This window comes from Marinobacter sp. BW6, from assembly GCF_008107725.1.
Taxonomy (GTDB): domain Bacteria; phylum Pseudomonadota; class Gammaproteobacteria; order Pseudomonadales; family Oleiphilaceae; genus Marinobacter.
Genome location: NZ_VIRN01000064.1, coordinates 324,642 through 347,083 on the forward strand (window position 1 = coordinate 324,642; position 22,442 = coordinate 347,083).

16 protein-coding genes are annotated in these 22,442 nt (G+C 58.5%); 11 read left to right on the plus strand and 5 right to left on the minus strand.

The features are described from left to right. The first annotated feature begins 100 nt into the window (after window positions 1-100). The 3 genes from FMN52_RS10075 (at window position 101) to FMN52_RS10085 (ending at window position 4,015) form a co-directional block, all read left to right on the plus strand. Window positions 101-1,423, plus strand: coding sequence for a DEAD/DEAH box helicase (locus FMN52_RS10075; protein WP_014578759.1), 1,323 nt, complete (start codon window positions 101-103; stop codon window positions 1,421-1,423). Window positions 1,424-1,552: 129 nt separating this feature from the next. After that, window positions 1,553-2,026 (plus strand): JDVT-CTERM system glutamic-type intramembrane protease, encoded by a 474-nt coding sequence (mrtJ, locus tag FMN52_RS10080; protein ID WP_240339452.1) that lies wholly within the window; start codon window positions 1,553-1,555, stop codon window positions 2,024-2,026. Window positions 2,027-2,140: 114 nt separating this feature from the next. Beyond that, window positions 2,141-4,015 (plus strand): hypothetical protein, encoded by a 1,875-nt coding sequence (locus FMN52_RS10085; RefSeq protein WP_148608502.1) that lies wholly within the window; start codon window positions 2,141-2,143, stop codon window positions 4,013-4,015. A 138-nt stretch (window positions 4,016-4,153) separates the two neighbouring features. On the opposite strand, the gene FMN52_RS10090 is transcribed toward FMN52_RS10085, so the two are convergent. Together FMN52_RS10090 and FMN52_RS10095 are read right to left on the minus strand one after the other, a co-directional pair. Continuing rightward, a complete protein-coding gene (locus FMN52_RS10090) occupies window positions 4,154-4,894 on the minus strand; it encodes an OmpW family outer membrane protein (RefSeq protein WP_148608503.1) in 741 nt (246 codons plus the stop codon). A gap of 167 nt (window positions 4,895-5,061) precedes the next feature. Continuing rightward, the gene (locus FMN52_RS10095; RefSeq protein WP_148608504.1) at window positions 5,062-5,532 is read right to left on the minus strand and encodes a helix-turn-helix domain-containing protein; all 471 of its coding nucleotides are present in this window, start codon (window positions 5,530-5,532) and stop codon (window positions 5,062-5,064) included. Between the two features lie 89 nt (window positions 5,533-5,621). Here FMN52_RS10095 and FMN52_RS10100 point away from each other — a divergent pair, with 89 nt between their 5' ends. Both FMN52_RS10100 and bamE read left to right on the plus strand, forming a co-directional pair. Then, a complete protein-coding gene (locus FMN52_RS10100) occupies window positions 5,622-6,734 on the plus strand; it encodes an NADH:flavin oxidoreductase (RefSeq protein WP_148608505.1) in 1,113 nt (370 codons plus the stop codon). Between the two features lie 156 nt (window positions 6,735-6,890). Further along, a complete protein-coding gene (gene bamE / locus FMN52_RS10105; protein WP_148608506.1) occupies window positions 6,891-7,196 on the plus strand; it encodes an outer membrane protein assembly factor BamE in 306 nt (101 codons plus the stop codon). Between the two features lie 30 nt (window positions 7,197-7,226). Here bamE and pntB read toward each other — a convergent pair whose 3' ends face one another. From pntB to FMN52_RS10120, 3 genes are all read right to left on the minus strand, one after another. Beyond that, window positions 7,227-8,618, minus strand: coding sequence for a Re/Si-specific NAD(P)(+) transhydrogenase subunit beta (gene pntB / locus FMN52_RS10110; RefSeq protein ID WP_148608507.1), 1,392 nt, complete (start codon window positions 8,616-8,618; stop codon window positions 7,227-7,229). Window positions 8,619-8,630: 12 nt separating this feature from the next. Next, entirely contained in the window at window positions 8,631-10,208 is a 1,578-nt protein-coding gene (locus FMN52_RS10115; RefSeq protein WP_148608508.1) for a Re/Si-specific NAD(P)(+) transhydrogenase subunit alpha, read from the minus strand. Between the two features lie 104 nt (window positions 10,209-10,312). Continuing rightward, entirely contained in the window at window positions 10,313-10,945 is a 633-nt protein-coding gene (locus FMN52_RS10120) for a TetR family transcriptional regulator (RefSeq protein ID WP_148608509.1), read from the minus strand. Window positions 10,946-11,332: 387 nt separating this feature from the next. Between FMN52_RS10120 and FMN52_RS10125 the strand changes: the two genes are divergently transcribed. From FMN52_RS10125 to FMN52_RS10150, 6 genes are all read left to right on the plus strand, one after another. Next, the gene (locus FMN52_RS10125) at window positions 11,333-12,916 is read left to right on the plus strand and encodes an NAD(P)/FAD-dependent oxidoreductase (protein ID WP_148608510.1); all 1,584 of its coding nucleotides are present in this window, start codon (window positions 11,333-11,335) and stop codon (window positions 12,914-12,916) included. A gap of 117 nt (window positions 12,917-13,033) precedes the next feature. Next, window positions 13,034-14,095, plus strand: a complete 1,062-nt coding sequence (locus tag FMN52_RS10130) for a putative zinc-binding peptidase (RefSeq protein ID WP_148608511.1) — start codon at window positions 13,034-13,036, stop codon at window positions 14,093-14,095. A gap of 14 nt (window positions 14,096-14,109) precedes the next feature. Next, a complete protein-coding gene (locus tag FMN52_RS10135) occupies window positions 14,110-15,570 on the plus strand; it encodes a circularly permuted type 2 ATP-grasp protein (RefSeq protein WP_148608512.1) in 1,461 nt (486 codons plus the stop codon). Between the two features lies 1 nt (window position 15,571). After that, window positions 15,572-16,510 carry an alpha-E domain-containing protein gene (locus FMN52_RS10140; protein WP_148608513.1) on the plus strand — a complete coding sequence of 313 codons (939 nt, stop codon included), beginning with the start codon at window positions 15,572-15,574 and terminating at the stop codon, window positions 16,508-16,510. Between the two features lie 35 nt (window positions 16,511-16,545). Then, window positions 16,546-19,848 (plus strand): transglutaminase family protein, encoded by a 3,303-nt coding sequence (locus FMN52_RS10145; protein WP_148608514.1) that lies wholly within the window; start codon window positions 16,546-16,548, stop codon window positions 19,846-19,848. Window positions 19,849-19,937: 89 nt separating this feature from the next. Then, the gene (locus FMN52_RS10150; RefSeq protein ID WP_148608515.1) at window positions 19,938-22,442 is read left to right on the plus strand and encodes a circularly permuted type 2 ATP-grasp protein; all 2,505 of its coding nucleotides are present in this window, start codon (window positions 19,938-19,940) and stop codon (window positions 22,440-22,442) included.

A 22,442-nucleotide genomic window follows, 5' to 3' on the forward strand; every position in this document is an offset into this window, starting at 1 on the left:
TGACCGTAGTCGTCTTTTATTCCATGAATGTTCATGGCATCTGCCCGCATTCGCCGATAACGGTGGTCGTGGAGGCAGAATAATCAAGAGTTGATCTTATATGAGTTTTTCTTCACTCGGTTTGTCCGAGCAGCTGGTCCGTGCCACGTCTGACCAGGGTTATGAAACCCCGTCTCCCATCCAGGCCCAAGCCATTCCCGCCGTGCTTTCTGGCCGGGACGTTATGGCTGCTGCCCAAACCGGCACCGGCAAAACCGCCGGTTTTACCTTGCCCTTGCTGCAGCGTCTGGGTGAAAACCCGCGCACCGGAAAAGGCCCCCGCGCCCTGATTCTGACGCCCACCCGTGAACTGGCGGCGCAGGTTCATGACAGCGTGAATCTTTACAGCAAATACATTCCCACCAAGGCCGCCGTGGTCTTCGGTGGTGTGAAAATCAATCCGCAGATGATGAAGCTGCGCAAAGGCCTGGACGTGCTGGTGGCAACACCGGGCCGTCTGATGGACCTGTACCAGCAGAATGCTGTGCGCTTCAACGAAGTGGAAATCCTGGTTCTGGACGAAGCCGATCGCATGCTGGACATGGGCTTTATCCGCGACATCCGCAAGATCCTTTCGTTGTTGCCGGCCAAGCGCCAGAACCTGCTGTTCTCCGCCACCTTCTCCAACGAGATCCGCACTCTGGCAGAAGGTCTGCTGGATAACCCGGTTCAGGTTGAAGTCGCGGCTCGAAATACCTCTGCCGAAAATATCAAGCAGTCTGTCTACCCGGTAGATCAGAGCCAGAAAACAGCGCTGCTGAGCAAGCTGGTTCGCGATAACAGCTGGGATCAGGTGCTGGTTTTCACCCGCACCAAGCATGGTGCCAATCGCCTGACCCAGAAGCTGGAGAAGGACGGTATTACCGCCGCTGCCATCCATGGCAACAAGTCACAGGGTGCCCGTACCCGCGCGCTGGCGGATTTTAAAGCTGGCGAAGTACGTGTTTTGGTGGCGACTGATATCGCCGCCCGTGGCCTGGACATCAAGCAGCTGCCCCAGGTGGTGAACTTTGAACTGCCCAACGTGCCGGAAGATTACGTGCACCGTATTGGCCGTACGGGCCGTGCCGGTGAAAGTGGTCACGCCCTGTCACTGGTCAGTGCCGATGAAGGCAAGATGCTCGCCGGTATCGAAAGACTGATCAAAAAGCAGTTGCCGCGCACGGAAGTGGAAGGTTTCGAACCTACCAACAACCTGCCGCTGAAGCCCAAGGCGAAGGCCGATCCCAGTCGCGCCCGTAACCGTAATGGTAATGGCGGCGGCAATGGTCGTCCCGGCGGAAAGCCGAAGAGCTTCGGCGCCAAGCCGGGTGGTCGCAGCGGTGGCCGTAGCCAGAATGGTGGTGGTCAGCGGAGTCGGCCAGCTCAGCGCCAGAGTGCCTGAGGCAGGTTAAGACCTTTTAGAAAAGCGGAGCCAAGGCTCCGCTTTTCTGTTTCTGGTGGCCTGACTTTTTAACAACGGATGCTCTAGTATTCAGAGTCTGAATCCAGTCCAGCCGGGGTGTTTCCTTCTATGCATCAATCCAGCTCTCTCCGGGCAAAGCTGGGCTTGAACCGACCAACGCGGTCCATGGCCGACGGTCAGTTCGTGCTCGCTCTGGTTGTCGGCTGTCTGATCGGCGTTCTGCTGACAGTGCTTGCCGGTGGCAGTGGCTGGCAGGATGCCGACCTGCTGTCCATTCTTTCGTTGGTACTCTGGGCACCGATCATCGAAGAACTGGCGTTTCGCGGTGTGGTGCAGGGTTGGCTGGTCACTACCTCGGTGGGTCAAAGACGTTTTGCCGGCCTGTCCTGCGCGAACCTGATCACAGCGCTTCTGTTTACCGCTTGGCATCTTGTCTATCGAACCGATCTGATGGCCTGGCTGGTGTTGGTGCCTGCGCTGGTTTTCGGGTATTTCCGGGATCGGCATGGCTCTCTGGTGCCCTGTGTCATTCTCCATGCGGCCTATAACATGTCGCTTCTGCCGGGTTGGTTTTTCTTGTAAGTCCCTGGAGCAAGTGAAGACGACGACGCTGACCGTGCGATCGAAAACTGACCAGTGTCAATCTGGGCGACTGCATACCGTTCCATAGTTATGAAAGACATTGGGAGGGTTTATATGGCGAATAGTCGTTATTTCAGAGAACTCGCATCATCAGCATTTTGGGTAACGGTATTACCTGTTCTGGCGGCATGCAGTGATAGTAGTGGACCGGTAGTTGATGTCAGCGACGAGATCGAACCGGATTCTGGGTATGAGAACGTTCTGCCCTCATTGGTTACCCAGGTTGAGCACTGGAGCCCGACCGGCGTTTTCCTGGCGGCGGTCGATTGCGGTCAGTGCCATACAGCCAGCGCTCCGGGTGACACTCCAGCTGTGTTGCGGGCGCCTGATATCCAGATTTCGGCGAATCAGCCCTCTCCGCAGGGCGAGGACATAAGTCCCTTCTCTGACTGGAAAAGCAGTGTCATGGCCAATTCGTTCACCGATCCCTATTTCCGGGCCAACATGGTCCATGAGTCAGAAACCTTCCCCCATCTCGCCGGCTTTATTGAAGACACATGCCTGACCTGTCATAGCCCGATGGCCAGGACCCATGCTCATCAGACGGGGGCGGGACTTGAAGCTGGCTTTTACCGGGCTGAACAGGCCGTGGATGATTCGCACGCACGCGAGGGCATCAGCTGCACAGTCTGCCACCAGATAACCGATTCCGTCATGGATGGGAATGCCTACCCCGACGGCGTTCATTCCGGGGATTATGAGATTCCTGCAGAGGGTGATCCGGGGGCCTTCACTATCCATGGGCCTTACCAGAATCCCCAGGGTCAGGCGATGCAGAATCAGGTCGGTTTCAGACCGGCTTTTAGTCAGCATATGTCGGACTCCCGGCAATGCGCGACCTGCCATGAATTGTATACCCCGACCATCGACACGGAGACGGATCAGCCCAACGGCGAGGATTTCCCTGAACAGACGCCGTACACCGAATGGGCCAACAGTGATTTCGGGCCCAATGGCAGCAACACACGGTCCTGTCAGCAGTGCCATATGGCGCGGGAAGAGATCAGTGAGGACTTCCTGACCCGTCTGGCGGTAAGACCGAACGGGTCGGTAAACGCCAATTGGCCGGAGAGGCAGCCATACTCTCCGCATGTCATGCTTGGCGGTAATACCTGGTTGCTGGAAACATTGGAGCTGTTCAGAGAGGGGCTCGGCCGGGGCGATATCAATGAGGCAGGGGAATTCGCGGCGACGGCAGAGCTGACCCGGGAGTTCCTGAAAACAGCCGCGTCCATATCAATCAGCGGACAGACGTTTTCCAGCGGCGAGCTGGCCTTTGATCTGACCATCCAGAACAACAGCGGTCACAAATTGCCAACCAGCTTCCCTGCGCGCAGAATCTGGGTGGGGACGCGTATTGTTGATGCCAATGGCACGGTGGTATTTGCCAACGGAATCCCGGATGAAACCTACCGGTTGCCCATGGATGAGGTATTCGCCTCCGATGCCTGTCTGGCAGCGAAAAAGCCCTTCGGGTTTGATTCCTCGGCGTGTTACCTCCCACATGTCAGCGAAGTCACCTCCGAACAGGATGTGCCTGTTTATGAGGCCGTTCTGGGTTCTACTACCGGTGAGATCACCCATATCCTGCTTTATGCGGCGAACTACCTGAAGGATAACCGTATTCCTCCCAGGGGGTTCCACGTAGCGTCGGTGCCAGAAGATGTCCGTCCGGTCGGACTGAATGGGGACAGCGATTTCAACGCCGATAATGCGGGCCAGGACACCATTCGATATCGGATTCCGGTTAGCACAGCCGTGGCATTGCCCTTACAGGTGGAAACGACTCTTTACTACCAGTCCATCCGGCCGACCTTTATCGATGGTTTGCACGGGGAGCACGAATGGGTTGATGAGTTCCAGACAATTGCCAGACTGAACCCACCGCCTGCCGAGGTGATGGCCGAGCTGAGCTTCCAGGTTGAGTAGGCTCTGATAACTGGCTCAGGGAAGAGCGGTTTAGTGATGGGGGAATGGACACAAAAAGGCGGGGCCGGAGAAGCCCCGCATAGGAACACGCACCTTCCGCCAGCCAACAGACCGTGGCGACTGGCGGAGGCACGGGGATCAGAACTTGTAGGAAACGCCTACCATGTAGACCCAGGGGTCGATATCCACGTCGATAGTGCTGGTATCGGCTACCGCATTGCCCGCGTAGGCGTTGATGGTGGCCTCGGTGTCGATGTCGATCCACCAGACTGCGGCGTTAATACCCACGTTTTCGGTGATCATGTAGTCAAGACCAATTTCGGCTGCCAGACCGAAGCTGTCATCCAGCTTAATGTCGGTGCCGGTGATGGTGCCGGCCGGGGTTCCTAGGTTGGCTTGCGCAACCCCGTCATAGACTCCCGTAAGAGTGCTGGTGGTCTTCTCTTCAAAGAAGTTGGTGTAGTTTACGCCCGCACCGACGTATGGCTGGAATTTGCTACCGCTTGGCATCGGGAAGTATTGCAGCGTGATGGTTGGCGGTAAGTGTTTGGTTTCTGCCAGTTTGCCAGTACCACCCAGGACTGCACCGTCACCCTCAATGTCATGTTTGAACGGGGTTGCGGCCAACACGCCGATAGCGAGCTGGTCGGTCAGCATGTAGCTGGCGGTCAGGCCCAGCTGGCTGTTGGAATCGACGCTGACGTTAGCGCCATTAATTTCGCCCACCGCCTCGGACTTTAGATTGCCGCTGGAGGAGTCCGGATCAACCGTTGCCACACCAACGCGGCCGATAAAATCACCAGCTTCGTACGCCTGAACAGCCGGAGCCGCAGCCATAACCGCTGCAGCCAGAACACCAAGTTTGAATGTACGGGACATATCCATCTCCTTAACCTGAATCGTTGATGACTGCAGATTAATGACATCGGGAGATGGAAACTTGATTTAGCGCAAGAATGCCCGGGCAGGTGAGCGGGTTTGATCAGCGGATTGATTCAACTCAAAAAAACGGACGGTGGTGCGGTGACTGCGGTTATTGCGGATGGTCAGGCCGAGTTCTTTTTTCTCGCAGGCAGGCTCTCGTCTGGCACAAACACGTCCCGAATGGACAAAGCTCGGCCGTCTGCGTCCTGGACTTCCACCGTGTGTATCGGGCGACCGGTGGCGCGGTCACGCAGGTCCAGCGGGGCCTCGTCCGGGGCGGGATTCCATTTGTCTCCCCACTGACGAAGGGCGATAACCACCGGGAAAAGGTCCCGGCCTTTCTCGGTCAGGCGGTATTCGAAGCGAGACCCATGCTCGCCAACATCGACCTTGCGCAGCACTTCATTATCCACCAGCCGCGCCAGGCGATCGCAGAGGATATTCTTGGCGATACCCAGTTCCTGCTGGAAATCCACGAACCGGCGGGTGCCATACATTGCGTGCAGCACAATCAGGAGGGACCACCAATCACCCACTTCATTGAGGGCGCGGGCGACGGAACAGCTGGAGTCATCAAAACGTTTTCTGGCCATAACGGGAGTGTACCGAATAGGGTTGCATTTTAAAACCAGATTTAATAGGGTTGCTTAACGAAACCAAATTAGTGAGGTTGCATACTACCATGAGCATGAATCTTGGCCCGCTTTTCGAACCGTTTGAACTCCACAACCTCAAACTGCGAAACCGTGTGGCTATGGCGCCCATGACCCGTAACTTTTCGCCGGATGGTGTCCCGGGAGAGAACGTGGTGTCCTATTACCGCCGCCGGGCCGAAGCGGGCATTGGCCTGATCATTACTGAGGGAACGACCGTCAACCACCAGGCCGCCAATGGCTATCCGAATGTTCCGGCATTTCACGGCACCGACGCTCTTGAGGGCTGGAAACATGTGGTCGACGCAGTCCATGAGGCCGGAGGCGCGATTTTCCCGCAGCTTTGGCACGTGGGCGCCGTAAGGAAGGAGGGCACTCCTCCGGATCCGTCGGTCCCCGGATACAGTCCTTCCGGCTTGTTCGCACCCGGAAAGCCTAACGGCAAGGCCATGAGCAAAGAAGACATCGAGGACGTCGTCACCGCGTTTGCCGATGCGGCTCAGGATGCCAAAGCCCTCGGTTTTGACGGTGTCGAGATCCATGGCGCTCATGGTTACCTGCTGGACCAGTTCCTGTGGGAAGGCACCAACCAGCGCGACGATGAGTACGGCGGCAGCCTGGAAAACCGTCTGCGTTTTGTAGTCGAAATCGTTGAAGCGGTGCGTCATCAGGTAGGCCCGGACTTCCCGATTATGCTGAGATTCTCCCAGTGGAAGCAGCAGGATTACGAAGCCAAACTGGTGAATAGCCCCGAGGAACTCGAGCGGCTCCTGAAACCTCTGGTGGAAGCCGGTGTGGACATTTTCCACGCCTCCACTCGCCGTTTCTGGGAGCCGGAGTTTGAGGGCTCTGATCTGAATCTGGCAGGTTGGACACAGAAACTTTCCGGTAAGCCGACCATGTCCGTGGGCAGCGTCGGACTGACGGAAGATTTCATCAGCGGGACCTTCGCCAGCAAACAGGAAGCGGTTGAGAAAGCCGGTATCGATGAACTTGTGGAGCGGATGAATAACCACGAGTTCGAGCTGATCGCCGTTGGCCGGGCACTTCTGCAGGATCCCGAGTGGCTGATCAAGGTGAAAGAAGGTCGCCTGAACGAGGTGGAGTCCTTCGCCAAGAAGTCCCTCGCCAAACTGTATTGACCAATACGCTTTGATCGGACGATCGACACTTGCCGCAGTGCCTTCTGGCCTGCGGCTTTTTTGTTTCCGGTCAACCTGTCGTCTTCGTAATCGCGTCTGAACTGAGACACGTTATGATGGGTGAAATTCATCCGAATGTGAGGCATTAGTATGTCGATGATTGGTTCGATTAGAGCTCTGTCCGTGGCACTTATGATGGCAGTCATAGTGGGCTGTGCGACCGTCGGGAAAGATTTTGCCACCCACAACGTGGACCAGATCCAGATGGGTGAAACCACCCGGGCCGATATCCAGGAGATGTTCGGCGAGCCGTGGCGCACCGGAATCGAGGACGGCAAACGCACCTGGACCTATGGCAAGTACAAGTGGTCTGCCTTCGGTGATGCGGAAACCACCGACCTGGTGGTGCGTTTCAACCAGGACGGAACCGTGTCGTCCTACGTGTACAACACCACCGAATAACTTCGCAAGTAAACAGGCGCGGGGCGGCCTTCAGCCCCGCAAACCTCCTACCAGCTTATCGATGCTGTCCTTGGCATCGCCGAACAGCATGCGGGCGTTGTCCTTGAAGAACAGCGGGTTCTCCACGCCGGAATAACCGGTGGCCATGCCCCGCTTGAGGATAACCACCTGGTGGGCCTTCCAGACCTCCAGTACCGGCATGCCGGCAATCGGGCTGCCCGGGTCTTCAGCGGCGGCCGGGTTCACTGTGTCGTTGGCACCTATTACCAGCACCACGTCGGTGTCCGGGAAATCATCATTGATCTCGTCCATTTCCAGAACGATGTCATAGGGCACGTGGGCCTCGGCCAATAATACGTTCATATGCCCCGGCAGGCGGCCGGCCACCGGATGGATGCCAAAACGCACGTTCACACCCCGGTCCCGGAGGATCTTGGTCATTTCGCTGACGCCGTTCTGCGCCTGGGCGACCGCCATGCCATAACCGGGCACGATGATGACTGACTGCGCGTTGCGCAGCTCTTCACAGACATCATCAACACTGGATTCGTGCACCGTCTGGTCGGCATCCGCGACCGCCGAGCTGCTGCTGGTCTGGCCGAAGCCACCCAGGATGACACTGATGAATGACCGGTTCATGGCCTTGCACATGATGTAGCTGAGAATGGCACCGCTGCTGCCCACCAGGGCACCAACGACAATCAACAGATCATTGCCCAGCATGAAACCGATGGAAGCGGCTGCCCACCCGGAGTAACTGTTCAGCATGGACACCACCACCGGCATGTCGGCGCCGCCGATGGCCATGATCAGATGAACACCGAGCACCGAGGCAATGGCGGTCATCAGTGCCAGCGCCACGATGCCGAGGGCCATGCTGTCGGTGCCCAGGAACCAGGCCCCGAGGAATACGCAGACAATGATTGCCACCAGATTCATCAGGTGCCGGCCGGGCAGGGTAAGGGCTTTGCTGTCGATCCGGCCGTCGAGCTTGCCGCAGGCCACCAGCGAACCTGTGAAGGTGACCGCGCCAATGAAGATACCTACGAAGACTTCCACAAGCTTGATGGTGTGCTCGGCTCCGGAGGTCTCAATCAGCGGCTCGATGTAGCCTGAAAAGCCGACAAACACGGCTGCCGCGCCGACAAAGCTGTGGAGTAGGGCCACCAGTTGTGGCATCTGGGTCATTTCCACCTTGTTGGCGATGGCAATGCCAATGCCGGCACCCAGCAACACGGCAATCACGATCGAGACGATGCCTCCGTCAACGCTGGCCAGGGTGGCTCCCACGGCGATGATAATGCCGGCAACGCCATAGAGATTACCGCGCCTTGCCGATTCCTGGTGGCTGAGGCCACCGAGGCTGAGAATAAACAAGATACTTGCGACCACGTAGGCCACGCTCACCAGTCCTGTGCTCATATCGGGCGTCTCCTACTTGCGGAACATTTTGAGCATGCGATGGGTGACCCGAAAGCCGCCCCCCACGTTAATGCTGGCTATCAGCACCGCGACAAACGCCATGATGCCGACGGCAATGTTTTCCGCCTGGGCCAGATGCAGAATGGCGCCGATCACGATGATGCCGCTGATGGCGTTGGTGACGCTCATCAGGGGGGTGTGCAGGGAAGGCGTTACGTTCCAGATAACCTGCCAACCGATAAAGCAGGCCAGCACGAACACGGTAAAGTTTTGCAAGAAGCTTTCTGGCGCGTGCGCGCCAACGCCATAGAGTGCCAGGGCGGTCACGACCAGAAGAACACCTTTGCCAATAAGGCTGCGGCGATCGGCGTTTTTCTTTGCTGCTGCCTTGTCAGCGGCCGACGGTTCCTCGGTGCCCGGTGCGGGCTTGGGACTGACCGGGGATTCCGGTTTTGGTGGTGGCCAGGTGATGTCTTCTTTGTGCACCACCGTGAGGCCACGGATGACGTCGTCTTCCATGTTGACCACTGGGGCCCCGTCCTTTTCGGGTGTCAGCTCGGTGAGCAGGTGCACCAGGTTGGTGGCGTAGAGCTCACTGGCGACCTTGGCCATGCGGCTGGGCAGGTCGGTGTAGCCGATCAGCGTTACGCCATGATGATGCGCCACCTTGCCGGGTTCGGTGAGTTCGCAGTTACCGCCCCGCTCGGAAGCCAGATCGACAATCACGCTACCGGGCTTCATGGATTTCACCATGTCAGCGGTGATCAGTTTCGGCGCCGGTTTACCGGGAATCAGGGCGGTAGTGATGATGATATCCACTTCTTCCGCCTGCTCCGCAAACAGCGCCATCTCCGCCTTGATGAACTCGTCGCTCATCTGCTTGGCGTAACCACCGCTGCCGCTGCCATCCTCGTCATCGAAGTCCAGAACCAGGAACTCCGCTCCCATGCTCTCGACCTGTTCCTTTACCTCCAGACGGGTATCGAAAGCCCGAACGATAGCGCCCATGCTGTTGGCGGCGCCAATGGCCGCCAGGCCCGCTACCCCGGCACCGATCACCATAATTTTCGCGGGTGGGACTTTGCCTGCAGCCGTTACCTGGCCGGTAAAGAAGCGCCCGAAGTGGTTCGCCGCCTCGATCACCGCTCGATAGCCGGCAATGTTGGCCATGGCGCTGAGGGCGTCCATCTTCTGGGCGCGGCTGATGCGGGGCAGACTGTCGATGGCAAAAGACGTGATCTTTCTGGCGGCCAGTTTCTCCAGAAGTTCGGGGTTCTGGGCCGGCCAGATGTAGCTGACCAGAAACGCCCCTTCTTTCATCAGATCCGCTTCGTGCTTGCCCAGCGCCGGATTCTCCATGGGGGCGCGGACTTTCAGGATAAAGTCGGCTTCTTTCCACAGCGAGCTGGTATCGGCTGCGATGGCTGCGCCCACTTTTTCATAGGCGGCATCGGAATAGTTAGCGGCTTCGCCGGCGCCGCCTTCGACGATGACGTCGTAACCGAGCCCGATCAGTTTGTGAACAGAGGGGGGCGTTGCGGCGACCCGCCGCTCATCCTCGAAGATTTCCTTAGGGATACCGATTTTCATTATTGGAGTGCCTCCGGATTTCCCGATCAATCACTTGTTCTGGTTATCTACATACTAGTGCAGGTTGCCAGATCTGCCCGGAAAGCGGAGTAATCCGATGTATTTCAGCTATGTCTCAGGGCGAGGCGTTCGACTTCCGTCTGGGACAGGTGATCGAGCATCGCACCCCGGAATTGCCGGTTGATGAAGTGTTCGGTTTCGGTCTGGATGGTTTGGCGCTGGGCGGGCTTCTCGATGTAATCCATGGCCCGGAACAGGATGTAGCGGATGGTCATTCGGGAGATTTCATGAATGGTCTCCGGCGGCACGGCGCTTACCAGTTGTCGCTCGATAATATCTTCGGCCATTTCCCGGGCGCTGGCATCAAGCTGTGATTCCAGGGCCCGGCGCAGTATTGGGGAGGGGCCGTGGAGTTCCCGCACGGCCACCGTAGTTGCCGCCGGATTGGCCAGGAAATAGTGATACACAAACGCCACCGTATCCCGCGATGCCTGTTCGGAAGAGTCCGCCATCTGCCGCAGATCCCGGACCCCGGCTTTCATCTCCTCGGCAATGTAACCCAGTACCTGCAGGCCGAATTCATCCAGGCTCTTGAAGTGTCGGTAAAACGTATTCGGGTTCAGCCCCGCTTCCCGGGCAAGCTCCCGCAGTCCCAGCGATGTCAGGCTCCGGGTTTCGGTAATCAGCCGAAGCGCCGCCTGGATGAGTTTCAGCTTTCCGCCGGTTAATCCGTTCATCTTTTCCTCTGGTTGGGTGCAAGAGCGGCTGTCGGATATTGGAATAGGCCTGCCAGATTTCAAAAGAATCTCTGAGGGTGGGCCACTGTGAGTCTGACGGTCGTTTGTGGGAAGGGCTTCCAAAACTGTCTCTCGCCATGGATGGCGAGAGCCAAGCGCCACAGGGATGTGCCGCAAGGAGCGCGTTTTGGAAGCCCTTCCCACAAATGACCAGCCCCCCCCCAGCCAGAGCCCGCCGCAGAGGCCAACGATCAGTCACCTCAGGCCAATCACCGAGCCAGGAGTATACGGTTGTATACCAATCTGTGTATACATGTGTCTACCGGTCATCATGACCAACCGGACAACAACAGACAAGGTCGGGCAGGCCAACGCAGGAGTGCAGCAATGACACTGAACACACAGATCGCCATCATCGGCACCGGCTTCTCCGGCCTGGGCATGGCCATAAAACTCAAGGAAGCTGGCTACAACGACTTTGTGATCCTGGAGCAGAGTGACGACATTGGTGGCACCTGGCACCAGAACCACTACCCGGGGTGTGCCTGTGATGTGCAGTCTGCACTCTACTCCTTCTCCTTCGAACAGAACCCGAACTGGAGCCGGATGTACGCCCAGCAGCACGAGATCAAGGCCTACCTGAAGCACTGCGCCGAGAAATACGGGCTGATGAAGCACATCCGGCTGAATACCCATGTGGCGGGAGCGCGCTTCGATGAGGCCAACCAACGGTGGACTGTTGAAACCTGTGACGGCCCGGCGCTGTGGGCCTACCTGCAGGAGAAGGGCTTGAAGCCGGGAGAACGGTTGGATCGCACCGATAAGGAACTGCCGGAATTCAGTACGTTGAGGGCGGATATCCTTGTTTCCGGGATGGGGGGACTGAGCACCCCGGCCTATCCGGAGATCAAGGGGATCGAATCCTTCACTGGCAAACGTTTTCATTCCCAGGACTGGGACCACGACTACGACCTGCGGGGCAAGCGGGTAGCGGTTATTGGTACCGGTGCCTCTGCCATCCAGTTTGTGCCGGAAGTTACGAAGCAGGCCGCGAGGGTGGACCTTTACCAGCGCACGCCACCCTGGATCATGCCCAAGCCGGATCGCGCCATCCGGCCGCTGGAGAAGCGGCTGTTCCGGGTGTTCCCGCAAACACTCAATGCCTTCCGTCAGAGTATTTACTGGTCGCTTGAGGCGCGAGTGCTGGGTTTTGTGGGTAACCCCCGTATTCTGAAGCTGGGTGAACTGCAGGCCCGCCGACATATTCGCAACCAGATTCCGGACAAGGCGTTGCGCAAAAAGGTTACCCCGGATTTCCATTTTGGCTGCAAGCGGGTACTGATTTCCAACAACTACTATCCGGCGCTGGCACAGGATCATGTGGACGTTGTGACTGAGGGAATCCGAGAGGTTCAGGGCAATACCGTCATCGACCAGCAGGGCAACGAGCGCCAGGTGGATTGCATCATCTACGGTACGGGCTTCAGGGCCCAGGATCCGATTCCTGCGGGCATGGTGTTTGGCCGCAATGGTCAGGACCTGCTGGACGCCTGGAAGGACGGCGCCGAGGCCTATAAAGGCACCACCGTTAGTGGTTTTCCGAATTTCTTCATGCTGATGGGACCAAATACCGGCCTCGGCCACAGCTCCATGGTGTATATGATCGAGAGTCAGATTCAGTACGTGCTGGATGCCCTGAAACAGATGCGCCGGCAGCAATGGAGCAGTATGGAAGTGAAGCCGGACGCCCAGAGCCGGTACAACGCTTCCATTCACGCCAAGCTCGGTGACTCCGTGTGGCAAACCGGGTGCAAGAGTTGGTACGTCAACGAAAACGGTAAGAACACCACCCTGTGGCCGGGCTTTACCTGGCAGTTTCGCCACCAGACACGACGTTTTGACGCTGAGCAATACGAGTGCACAGGTGCCGGGGAAATCGTCTCCGGGGATGAGCCTGCCCTGGCCCTCTAGTGTCCGACTGGACGGGGCACAAGGCCGGGTTTTTAACGGTGGATAAGTTGCGTTTTGGCCCGGATGGCCAATACTTGAAGCAATGGTCTTGCCGGTATCGGCCAAGGATGCCCCCCGATGAAGCTGTTCCACTGCGGCCGATGCGCCAACCTGCTTTATTTTGAAAACAGTCGTTGTACCAGTTGCGGGTCTGGCCTGGGCTTTGCCCCGGATGTCATGGACTTGCTGGCCATCGAGCCAAAGGATAGTGGCACCTGGGCGAACGTCGCCCAGGGGGACCTTTACCGGCTTTGTGGCAACTATCAGAGCCAGGGCGCCTGCAACTGGCTGATACCCTATCCGGACTCCCACACATACTGCGTCGCCTGTCGCCTGAATCGCACCATCCCCGACCTCAGTGTCCCGAAAAATCACGCTCTATGGCTGCGTCTGGAAAAAGATAAACGTCGGCTGGTGTATTCCGTGTTGCGTCTCAAGCTGCCTTGCGAACCCCGGAATGAAGACCAGTATGGACTGGCGTTTGATTTTCTGGCCGATCAGCCGGCGATGTTTGACGAGCGGGCGAAAGTAAAAACCGGCCACGCCAATGGTGTGATTACCATGAACATTGCCGAGGCGGACCCGGTGGAACGGGAGCGGATGCGGAGCCAGATGGCCGAACCTTATCGCACTGTTTTGGGGCATTTTCGCCACGAATCCGGCCATTACTACTGGGATGTGCTGGTCCGGACCGGGCCATGGCTGGGTCCAGTCCGTGAAGTTTTCGGGGATGACACCCGAGACTACAGACAGGCCATGGACCAGCATTACCAGTACGGCCCGCCCGCTGACTGGCAAAGCTGGTACATCAGCGCCTATGCCAGCAGCCATGCCTGGGAAGACTGGGCAGAGACCTGGGCACACTACCTGCATATGGTGGATACATTAGAAACAGCCTGGCAGTTCGGGATGCGAGTGAATGCCAGGCAGCGCCCGGTAATGCACAGCGAACCGGACCCTGCGTTTGATCCCTACCAGGTTGATGATTTCGAGGCACTGATCAAGCACTGGTTACCTCTGACGCTTGCGCTCAACAGTCTTAACCGAAGCATGGGACATGAGGATGCCTATCCTTTTGTGCTGGCAGCTCCGGTGGTGGAGAAACTCCGCCTGGTACACCGAATAGCTCACGGTGGTTAACGAAAGGACCCCAAATGAAAAAGAACAAATCGATAGACTGGAAAAACTACGATCCCAACGACTTCTTCGATGAGCTGATTGCCGCCAAGGGCAAGCCCCGGTCTGCGGCCACAGCGATTACCGACTACCTGGGCAATCTTGGTTCCGAGGAGATCCAGGCGCGCCAGCAGGCTGCCGAACTGGCCATTCTGGAGATGGGGATCAGCTTCACCATCTACAGCGAGGGTGAAAACATAGATCGGGCCTGGCCCTTCGATATAATCCCACGGGTGATATCGCTCAGGGAATGGGAGACCATCGAGCAGGGCCTGGCCCAGCGCCTGACCGCCCTCAATATGTTCATCAATGACATCTACAACGACCAGAACATCGTCAAGGACAAGGTGATCCCGAAGTACGTGTTCGCCAACTCCAAGAACTTCCGTGAACAGTGCCGGGGGTTTACCCCGCCATTGGGCGTCTGGGCCCATATCTGCGGGTCGGATCTGGTTCGGGACAAGGACGGCACCGTGTACGTTCTTGAGGATAACCTGCGGGTTCCTTCCGGTGTCTCTTACATGTTGGAGAATCGACAGTTGACCAAGCGGGTGTTCCCGGAGCTGTTCGATAACACCAGCATCCTGCCGGTGGATGACTACACAAACCAGCTGTTCGACATGCTGGCGTCGATTTCGCCCCGGCCACAGGATCACCCGAAGATTGCGGTGCTGACGCCGGGTATATTCAATTCCGCCTATTTCGAGCATTCCTTCCTGGCGCAACGGATGGGCGCGGAGCTGGTGGAGGGGGCCGACCTGGTGGTTGGCGAGGATGACTGTGTCTACATGCGGACGGTCGAGGGTCTGGAACGTGTGGATGTGATCTACCGGCGCATTGATGACGATTTCCTCGACCCGGAGGAGTTCCGCGCCGACTCTACCCTGGGCGTACCGGGGCTGATGCGGGCCTGGCGCAACGGCAAGGTTGGCCTGGCCAATGCGCCCGGCGCTGGCGTGGCCGACGATAAGGTTATCTACGCCTTTGTTCCGGATATGATTCGTTACTATCTGGACGAGGAGCCCATCATCCCGAACGTGCCCACCTGGATGTGTGTGAACAAACAGGACCAGGAGTACGTTCTTGAACACCTTGATGAACTGGTGGTCAAGCCGGCGAACGAGTCCGGGGGCTACGGCATGCTGGTGGGGCCGCATTCAACCAAGAAGCAGCGCACCGAGTTTGCCCGCCTGATCAAGAAGAACCCGCGCAACTACATCGCCCAACCCACGCTGAATCTGTCCGTGGCGCCAACCCTTTGTGACGAAGGCCTGGCGCCCCGTCATCTGGATCTGCGGCCCTTTGTATTGCAGGGCGTCAGAACCTACGTCACGGCTGGCGGGCTCACGCGGGTGGCGATGAGAAAAGGCTCCCTGGTGGTGAATTCTTCCCAGGGTGGTGGAAGCAAGGATACCTGGATCGTGGACGAGGAGAATTGATGTGCTGTCACGTGTAGCGGAACGACTGTACTGGATGGCCAGATACCTTGAGCGGGCCGAGAACAACGCCCGAATGATCATGGCCTTCAATTCCCTGGCGCTGGATATGCCCCGGGAAACCCAACTGTCCTGGAAGGGACTGGTGGCGGTTACCGGCATGGGCGCGTTGTTTGATCAGCACCATCAGAAGGCCGATGAGCGCAACTGCGTCAAGTTTCTGATGGCGGACGGCTACAACCCTAGCTCCATAGCCTCCTGCATCAAGGCCGCCCGGGAGAACGTGCGCACTACCCGGGATCAGATTCCGACCGACGCCTGGGAGGTCATCAATGAGCTCTACCGTTATATTCTCGAGCATATAGACCAGGGGGTTGGTAAACGGGCGCGATATGAATTTCTGAACGAAATCGTGGGTCGCTGCCAGATGCTTAATGGCTTGCTGGCCGGGTGTATGAGTCACGATGCGGGGTACGATTTTATTCGGGTCGGTCGCAACCTTGAGAGGGCGGATATGGCCACGCGGCAAATTGAGGTCGGAGCCCTGCAGTTCCTGGATGGCTGGGATGGCACAGAAACCTACGGCGGGCTTTTGTGGACCAGTGTGCTGCGTTATCAGAGTGCGTTCCAGATGTACCGCCACAACGTCCGGCGCAAGGTCAGCGGGCCTCTGGTCATCCGCTTCCTGCTGCAGAACGAGCCGTTTCCGCGGTCGGTGCTGCACAGTCTCGGCGAAGTGGCCAATGCTCTCGGTCGCCTGCCCAGGAACGAGATTCCGTTACGCACGGCATTGCAGGCAGTACGTCACACCCGGGAGGGCGATGTGGATGCACTGATCCGTAAGGAAGACGTGATCCTGTTCCTGGAAAACCTGCAGTTGGAGATCGGTGAGCTTCACGAGGATATTGCAGAGACCTGGTTTCCTGTCTACGAGATAGCCTGAAACTGCCATTTTCTTTCGCCTGCGAGATAGGTTCCATGTCGATCCATGTTGCTCTGAGTCATACCACCCACTATCGCTATGAGCGCCCCATTACTCTGGGGCCCCAGGTGGTTCGGCTACGGCCCTGTCCCCATGCGCGTACCCGCATCCTGAGCTACTCGCTAAAGGTTGAGCCGGCAGACCACTTCCTTAACTGGCAACAGGACCCGCAGGCCAACTATCTGGCCCGTCTGGTGTTCCCGGAGAAAACCCGGGAGCTGAAGATCGTCGTGGATCTTGTGGCCGAGATGGCCGTGATCAACCCGTTCGATTTCTTTCTGGAACCTTGGGCGGAGACAATCCCCTTCGACTACGAGGAATGGCAGACGGCAGAGCTTGCACCCTATTTACAGAAGTTGCCGGAGACTCAGGAGTTTCAGAAGTGGATGGCCTCCATAGACCGCAAGGAAATGCCCAGTGTGGATTTCCTGGTGGGTGTGAACCAGCGTATTGCCGACCGGGTCGACTACCTGATACGGATGGAGCCGGGTGTACAGACGCCGGAAGAGACGCTGAAGAAAGGCTCCGGATCCTGTCGGGATTCCACCTGGTTACTGGTCCAGACGCTTCGCCATCTTGGCCTGGCGGCACGGTTCGTATCCGGTTACCTGATTCAGCTCAAAGCTGACCAGAAAGCGCTGGACGGCCCGTCTGGTGCAGAGGAGGACTTTACGGATCTGCACGCCTGGTGTGAGGTCTTTTTGCCTGGGGCGGGTTGGGTAGGTCTGGATCCAACCTCCGGACTGTTTGCCGGGGAAGGCCATATTCCATTGGCCTGCAGTCCCGATCCGTCTTCTGCCGCTCCGATTACCGGCATGGTGGAGGACTGCGGAGTCGAGTTTGAGCATCAGATGAGCGTCCAGCGCATCTGGGAGGCCCCGCGGGTAACCAAACCCTATACCGAAGCCCAGTGGCAACGCATCGTCGGCCTCGGTCATGATGTGGACCAGCGTTTGGCCGAGCTGGATGTGCGCCTGACCCAGGGCGGCGAACCGACGTTCGTGGCCAATCATGACCGGGACGAGCCAGAGTGGAACACCGAGGCAATGGGGCCGACCAAGCGGCTGAAGGCCATCGAACTCTATCACCGGATGCGGGATCGTTATGGTGCCGGCGGGCTGATTCATTTCGGCCAGGGTAAGTGGTACCCGGGCGAGCCGCTGCCACGGTGGTCCCTGAACTGTTACTGGCGCAAGGATGGCGAGCCACTCTGGCATGATGAGCGCTGGCTGGCGGATGAACGCTCTGCAGGTGGGGCGACCCCGGAAGCGGCTCATCGGTTTCTGCAGGGATTGGCGAAACAGCTGGGCGTTGATGAAAAACAGATGTTCCCGGCGTTTGAAGATGCCTTCTATTACCTGTGGCGGGAACGTCGCTTGCCGGTCAACGTCGACCCATTTGACGCCAAACTCGAGAATGCCCTGGAACGGAAGCAGCTTCAGGAGATTTTCAGTCGCGGTCTCGATGAGCCCGTTGGCTACGTGCTGCCCCTGCGGGTCACCGAAAAGGGACAGGAATGGGAGACGGGCCCCTGGTTCCTGCGCAGTGAACGCTGTTACCTGGTTCCCGGCGGCTCCCCCATGGGGCATCGTCTGCCTCTGGATAGTCAGCCTTGGGTAGAAGAGGCCGATTACCCCTGGATACACGAGCAGGACCCCTTTGCGCCCCGTGGCCCGTTGCCCGGGAACGAGGAAATCCGGCAATGGAACAGCCGCAGCCAGGCGGGACAAACGTCCCCGGAATTGGAACCTCCCAAAAAAGGAAAGTCGGCACCCGAGGTTGTCCGTACGGCCCTGTGTGTGGAGCCCCGAGATGGCATCCTTCGCATCTTTATGCCGCCGTTGGAGGATCTGGAACCCTACCTTGCCCTGGTGTCAGCCATTGAAAAAACCGCTGAAGAGCTACAGCAGCCGGTCCTGCTTGAGGGTTACGAACCGCCCTCGGACCACCGGTTGAGTCATTTCCGCATCACGCCAGACCCCGGGGTGATCGAAGTGAATGTGCAGCCGGTGCGAACCTGGGATGAGCTGGTTGAACAGACAGAGACTCTGTACGCGGACGCCTATGAGTGCCGGCTGACCTCCGAGAAGTTCATGATGGACGGGCGCCATACCGGCACCGGTGGCGGCAACCACTTCGTACTGGGCGCCCAAAAGGCGGAGGATTCGCCCTTTCTTCGACGTCCCGACCTGTTACGCAGCCTGATCAGTTACTGGCATAACCATCCCAGCCTGTCCTACCTGTTCTCGGGCCTGTTTATCGGTCCCAGTTCCCAGGCGCCACGGATCGATGAGGCTCGCAACGACCATGTGTTCGAGATGGAGCTGGCCTTCAGGGAGATGGAGCGGTTATGCCCTATGGGCAAAAAAGTCGCGCCCTGGGTGGTGGACCGTCTGCTCCGTGATTTGCTCACGGATGTGACCGGCAATACCCACCGGGCCGAGTTCTGCATCGACAAACTGTATTCCCCGGATGGCCCCGGCGGGCGCCACGGGTTACTGGAGCTGCGGGCCTTCGAGATGCCGCCTCACGCCCGGATGAGCCTGACCCAGCAACTGCTGTTGCGGGCCCTGGTGGCCCGCTTCTGGGAGCAACCCTACAAGCCTTCCGGTCTGGTGCGCTGGGGCACGGAACTGCACGACCGTTTCCTGCTGCCCCACTATGTCTGGCAGGATTTCGAGGACGTCATCGACGACATGAAGGCGCACGGCTACCCGCTTGAGAGCGAATGGTTCGCACCCCATTTCGAATTCCGCTTCCCACGAATCGGCGACTACAAGGTCAAGGGCATTACCCTTGAGCTGCGTTCTGCCCTTGAGCCCTGGCATGTCACGGGCGAGCATGGCGCCATTGGCGGCACGGCCCGCTACGTGGACTCCTCTCTGGAGCGCTTGCAGGTGAAGGTTCGTGGTGCTGCGCCGGATCGATACCAGATCACTTGCAATGAGGTGCCGTTGCCGCTGCAACCTACCGGGATGGTGGGTGAATCTGTGGCCGGCGTGCGCTACCGTGCCTGGCAGCCTTCGCAGTGTATGCATCCAACCATTGGCGTCGATGGCCCGCTGGTTTTCGATATCGTGGATACCTGGAACGAACGCAGCCTTGGTGGTTGCGAGTACCACGTAACACACCCCGGCGGCCGTAATTTCGAGACCCTGCCGGTGAATTCATTCGAGGCAGAGGGCCGGCGGATGGCGCGCTTCTTCAGAACCGGTCACAGCTCCGGCCAACAGCCCCTGCGACCGGTTCCGGAGCACCGGGAATTCCCGTTCACCCTGGATCTGCGATATCACAAATAAGATGCCTGGACGTGTGGTTTGATGCTGGCTCCGGAGAGTAGAAAGCGGCTATGCTTCCAGCTCACTGATTAACGGAGCCTGAATTCAAGGTGGCGAAGCAGCGTGCAGTAACTGACATCCTCCGCCAGTACCACCCGGTGCCGGATCGGTTTGATGAGCTTGGCTCCATGGGTTCCGGGCCGAAGTCCCATTGGCGGCCCTTGCTGAAGCAGCTCAACCTTGAATCGGTGGACAGCCTCAACCTCAGGTCCCAGGCCGTTGCCAACGCGATTGCCGAAGACGGTGTCACCTATAACGTTTACGAAGACCCTCGCGGAGATTCCCGGCCCTGGGAAGTCGATCTTTTGCCGTTGGTGCTGGGCGCGGATGAGTGGCAATGGCTCTCCAAAGCCGTGGCTCAGCGTGCAGAGCTACTGGACCGGGTTCTGGCAGACCTTTATGGCGACCAGTCGCTGTTAAAAGAGGGGCTGATGCCTCCGGCCCTCGTATACGGGCAAGCGGGTTTTCAGTGGCCCTGCCAGGGAATTCAGCCAGCCGGTGGCCGGTTCCTGCATCTCTATGCCCTGGATCTGGCGCGGGCACCGGACGGCGGTTGGTGGGTAATGGCAGACCGGACCCAGGCTCCCTCGGGCGCAGGCTATGCCTTGCAGAACCGGCTGGTGATTTCCCGGGCGTTCCCGGCACCGTTCCACAATCTTCCGGTAACCAATTTGTCGGAGTTCTTCCAGGGATTCCAGAACAGCCTGGCGGGCATGTCGCCCGCTGGAACCGAGTCGCCGCTGTGTGTTCTGTTGACCCCCGGCCGTTTCAACGAAACCTATTTCGAACATGTCTTTCTCGCCCGTTATCTGGGCTTGCCCTTAGTTGAGGGCCAGGACCTGACCGTGCGTGACGATACCGTCTACCTGAAAACCCTTCAGGGACTGCGTCGTGTTCACGCTATCTACCGTCGGCTGGATGATGGCTTCTGTGATCCGTTGGAGCTTCGTGCGGATTCTGTTCTCGGCATTCCCGGTTTATTGGGTGCTGTGCGGGCGGGCAAGGTTCTGATGGCCAATGCGTTGGGCTCAGGTGTGCTGGAGAGCGCCGCGTTGTTCGGTTTCCTTCCGGAGATTTCGAAGAAACTGCTGGGCTCGCCTTTGGCCATGCCATCGGTGGCCTCGTGGTGGTGTGGAGAAAAGCCGGCCCTGGACTATGTGATCGAGCACCTGGACGAACTGGTGATCAAACCGGCGTTCGCGAGCATGCGTATGGAGCCGGTTTTCGGCTATCAGGTGAAGGGCGAAGAGCGAGACGCTCTTATCAAGAAAATGCACGCTCACCCCCATGCCTTCGTGGGCCAGGAGCTGGTGCACCTGTCCCAGGCGCCGGTCTGGAAGGGCGAGCGGGACCAGCCGCTGGCAACGCGATCCATCGGTCTACGACTGTTCGCCGCGGCCACGCCTTCGGGCTGGCGGGTCATGCCCGGTGGACTGACCCGGGTGGCCATGGACGAAGGCGTGGAGGTCATCTCCATGCAGCGGGGCGGATTGTCGAAAGACACCTGGGTGCAGGCCCGCTATACGGGGCCGTCAACCTCCCTTATCAAGAAGCGGTTGCAGGTTTCGGATCTGCTGGACGGTGAGAGAGACACGCCGTCGCGCGTGGGTGAAAACCTGTTCTGGATGGGGCGCCACTCGGAGCGGGCGGAATGTACTGCACGGCTATTGCGGGCAGCCTTCAACCGGTTGTCGGGTCATGATCAGGCAAGCGAAGAAGCCCTGTTGGGTTTGCAGCAGGCGGCTGAGCAGTTTGGAACCCTTCCGGAGGCAGAAGAGGACGCGGTGCCCGAGCCGCTTCCTGAAGCGCTGCTGAAGGCGGTCAGCGATCTGAAGTTTCCGGGTTCCGTCGCTTCCATTCTTCAGGCTTTGCTGTTCAACGCCAGTCAGGTCCGTGACCGGCTGTCTTCCGACAACTGGCATACGCTCAACCGGGTTGGCAAACCCCTCAGCCCGGCACCCGCCACGCCGGACCAGTCGATCCGGGCACTGAACCTGGTGTTGCTGGACTGCGTCTCACTGGCCGGATTTGCGATGGATGATATTACCCGGGACGCCAGCTGGGTTTTCCTGGTGATCGGCCGACGTCTCGAGCGCCTTGCCAACCTCTGTACCTTGATTTGCGTGCCGTTGTTCAGCGACCGGTTCAGCCGCCATGCCATGCTTGAGTGGCTGCTGGAGGTGGCGAACTCGGAAGTCACCTACCGCACCCGATACCGCCGTACACCGGAGCTTCTGGGCGTACTCCATACCCTGGTCATGGACGCGAGCAACCCCCACTCGGTGATGTTCCAGCTCAGGCAACTTCAGAAGGACCTGCCGGAGATGGGGCGGAAAACCGGCCAACTGTTTCCGCCCGATCTCGGCGAAGCCCTGCAACGTCTGCAAGCGGTTGATTTACATCCATTTGAGCGAAAACGCCCGGACAAAGCCTGTGAGGCTCTGGCGGAACTGTTGTGTGATATCCGTTCCGAGGTCTATCGTGTTTCGGATGAAATCCAGCGGCAGTGTTTTATTCACACCCGGTATTCCGATCGACCTGTGAAACCGGATTGA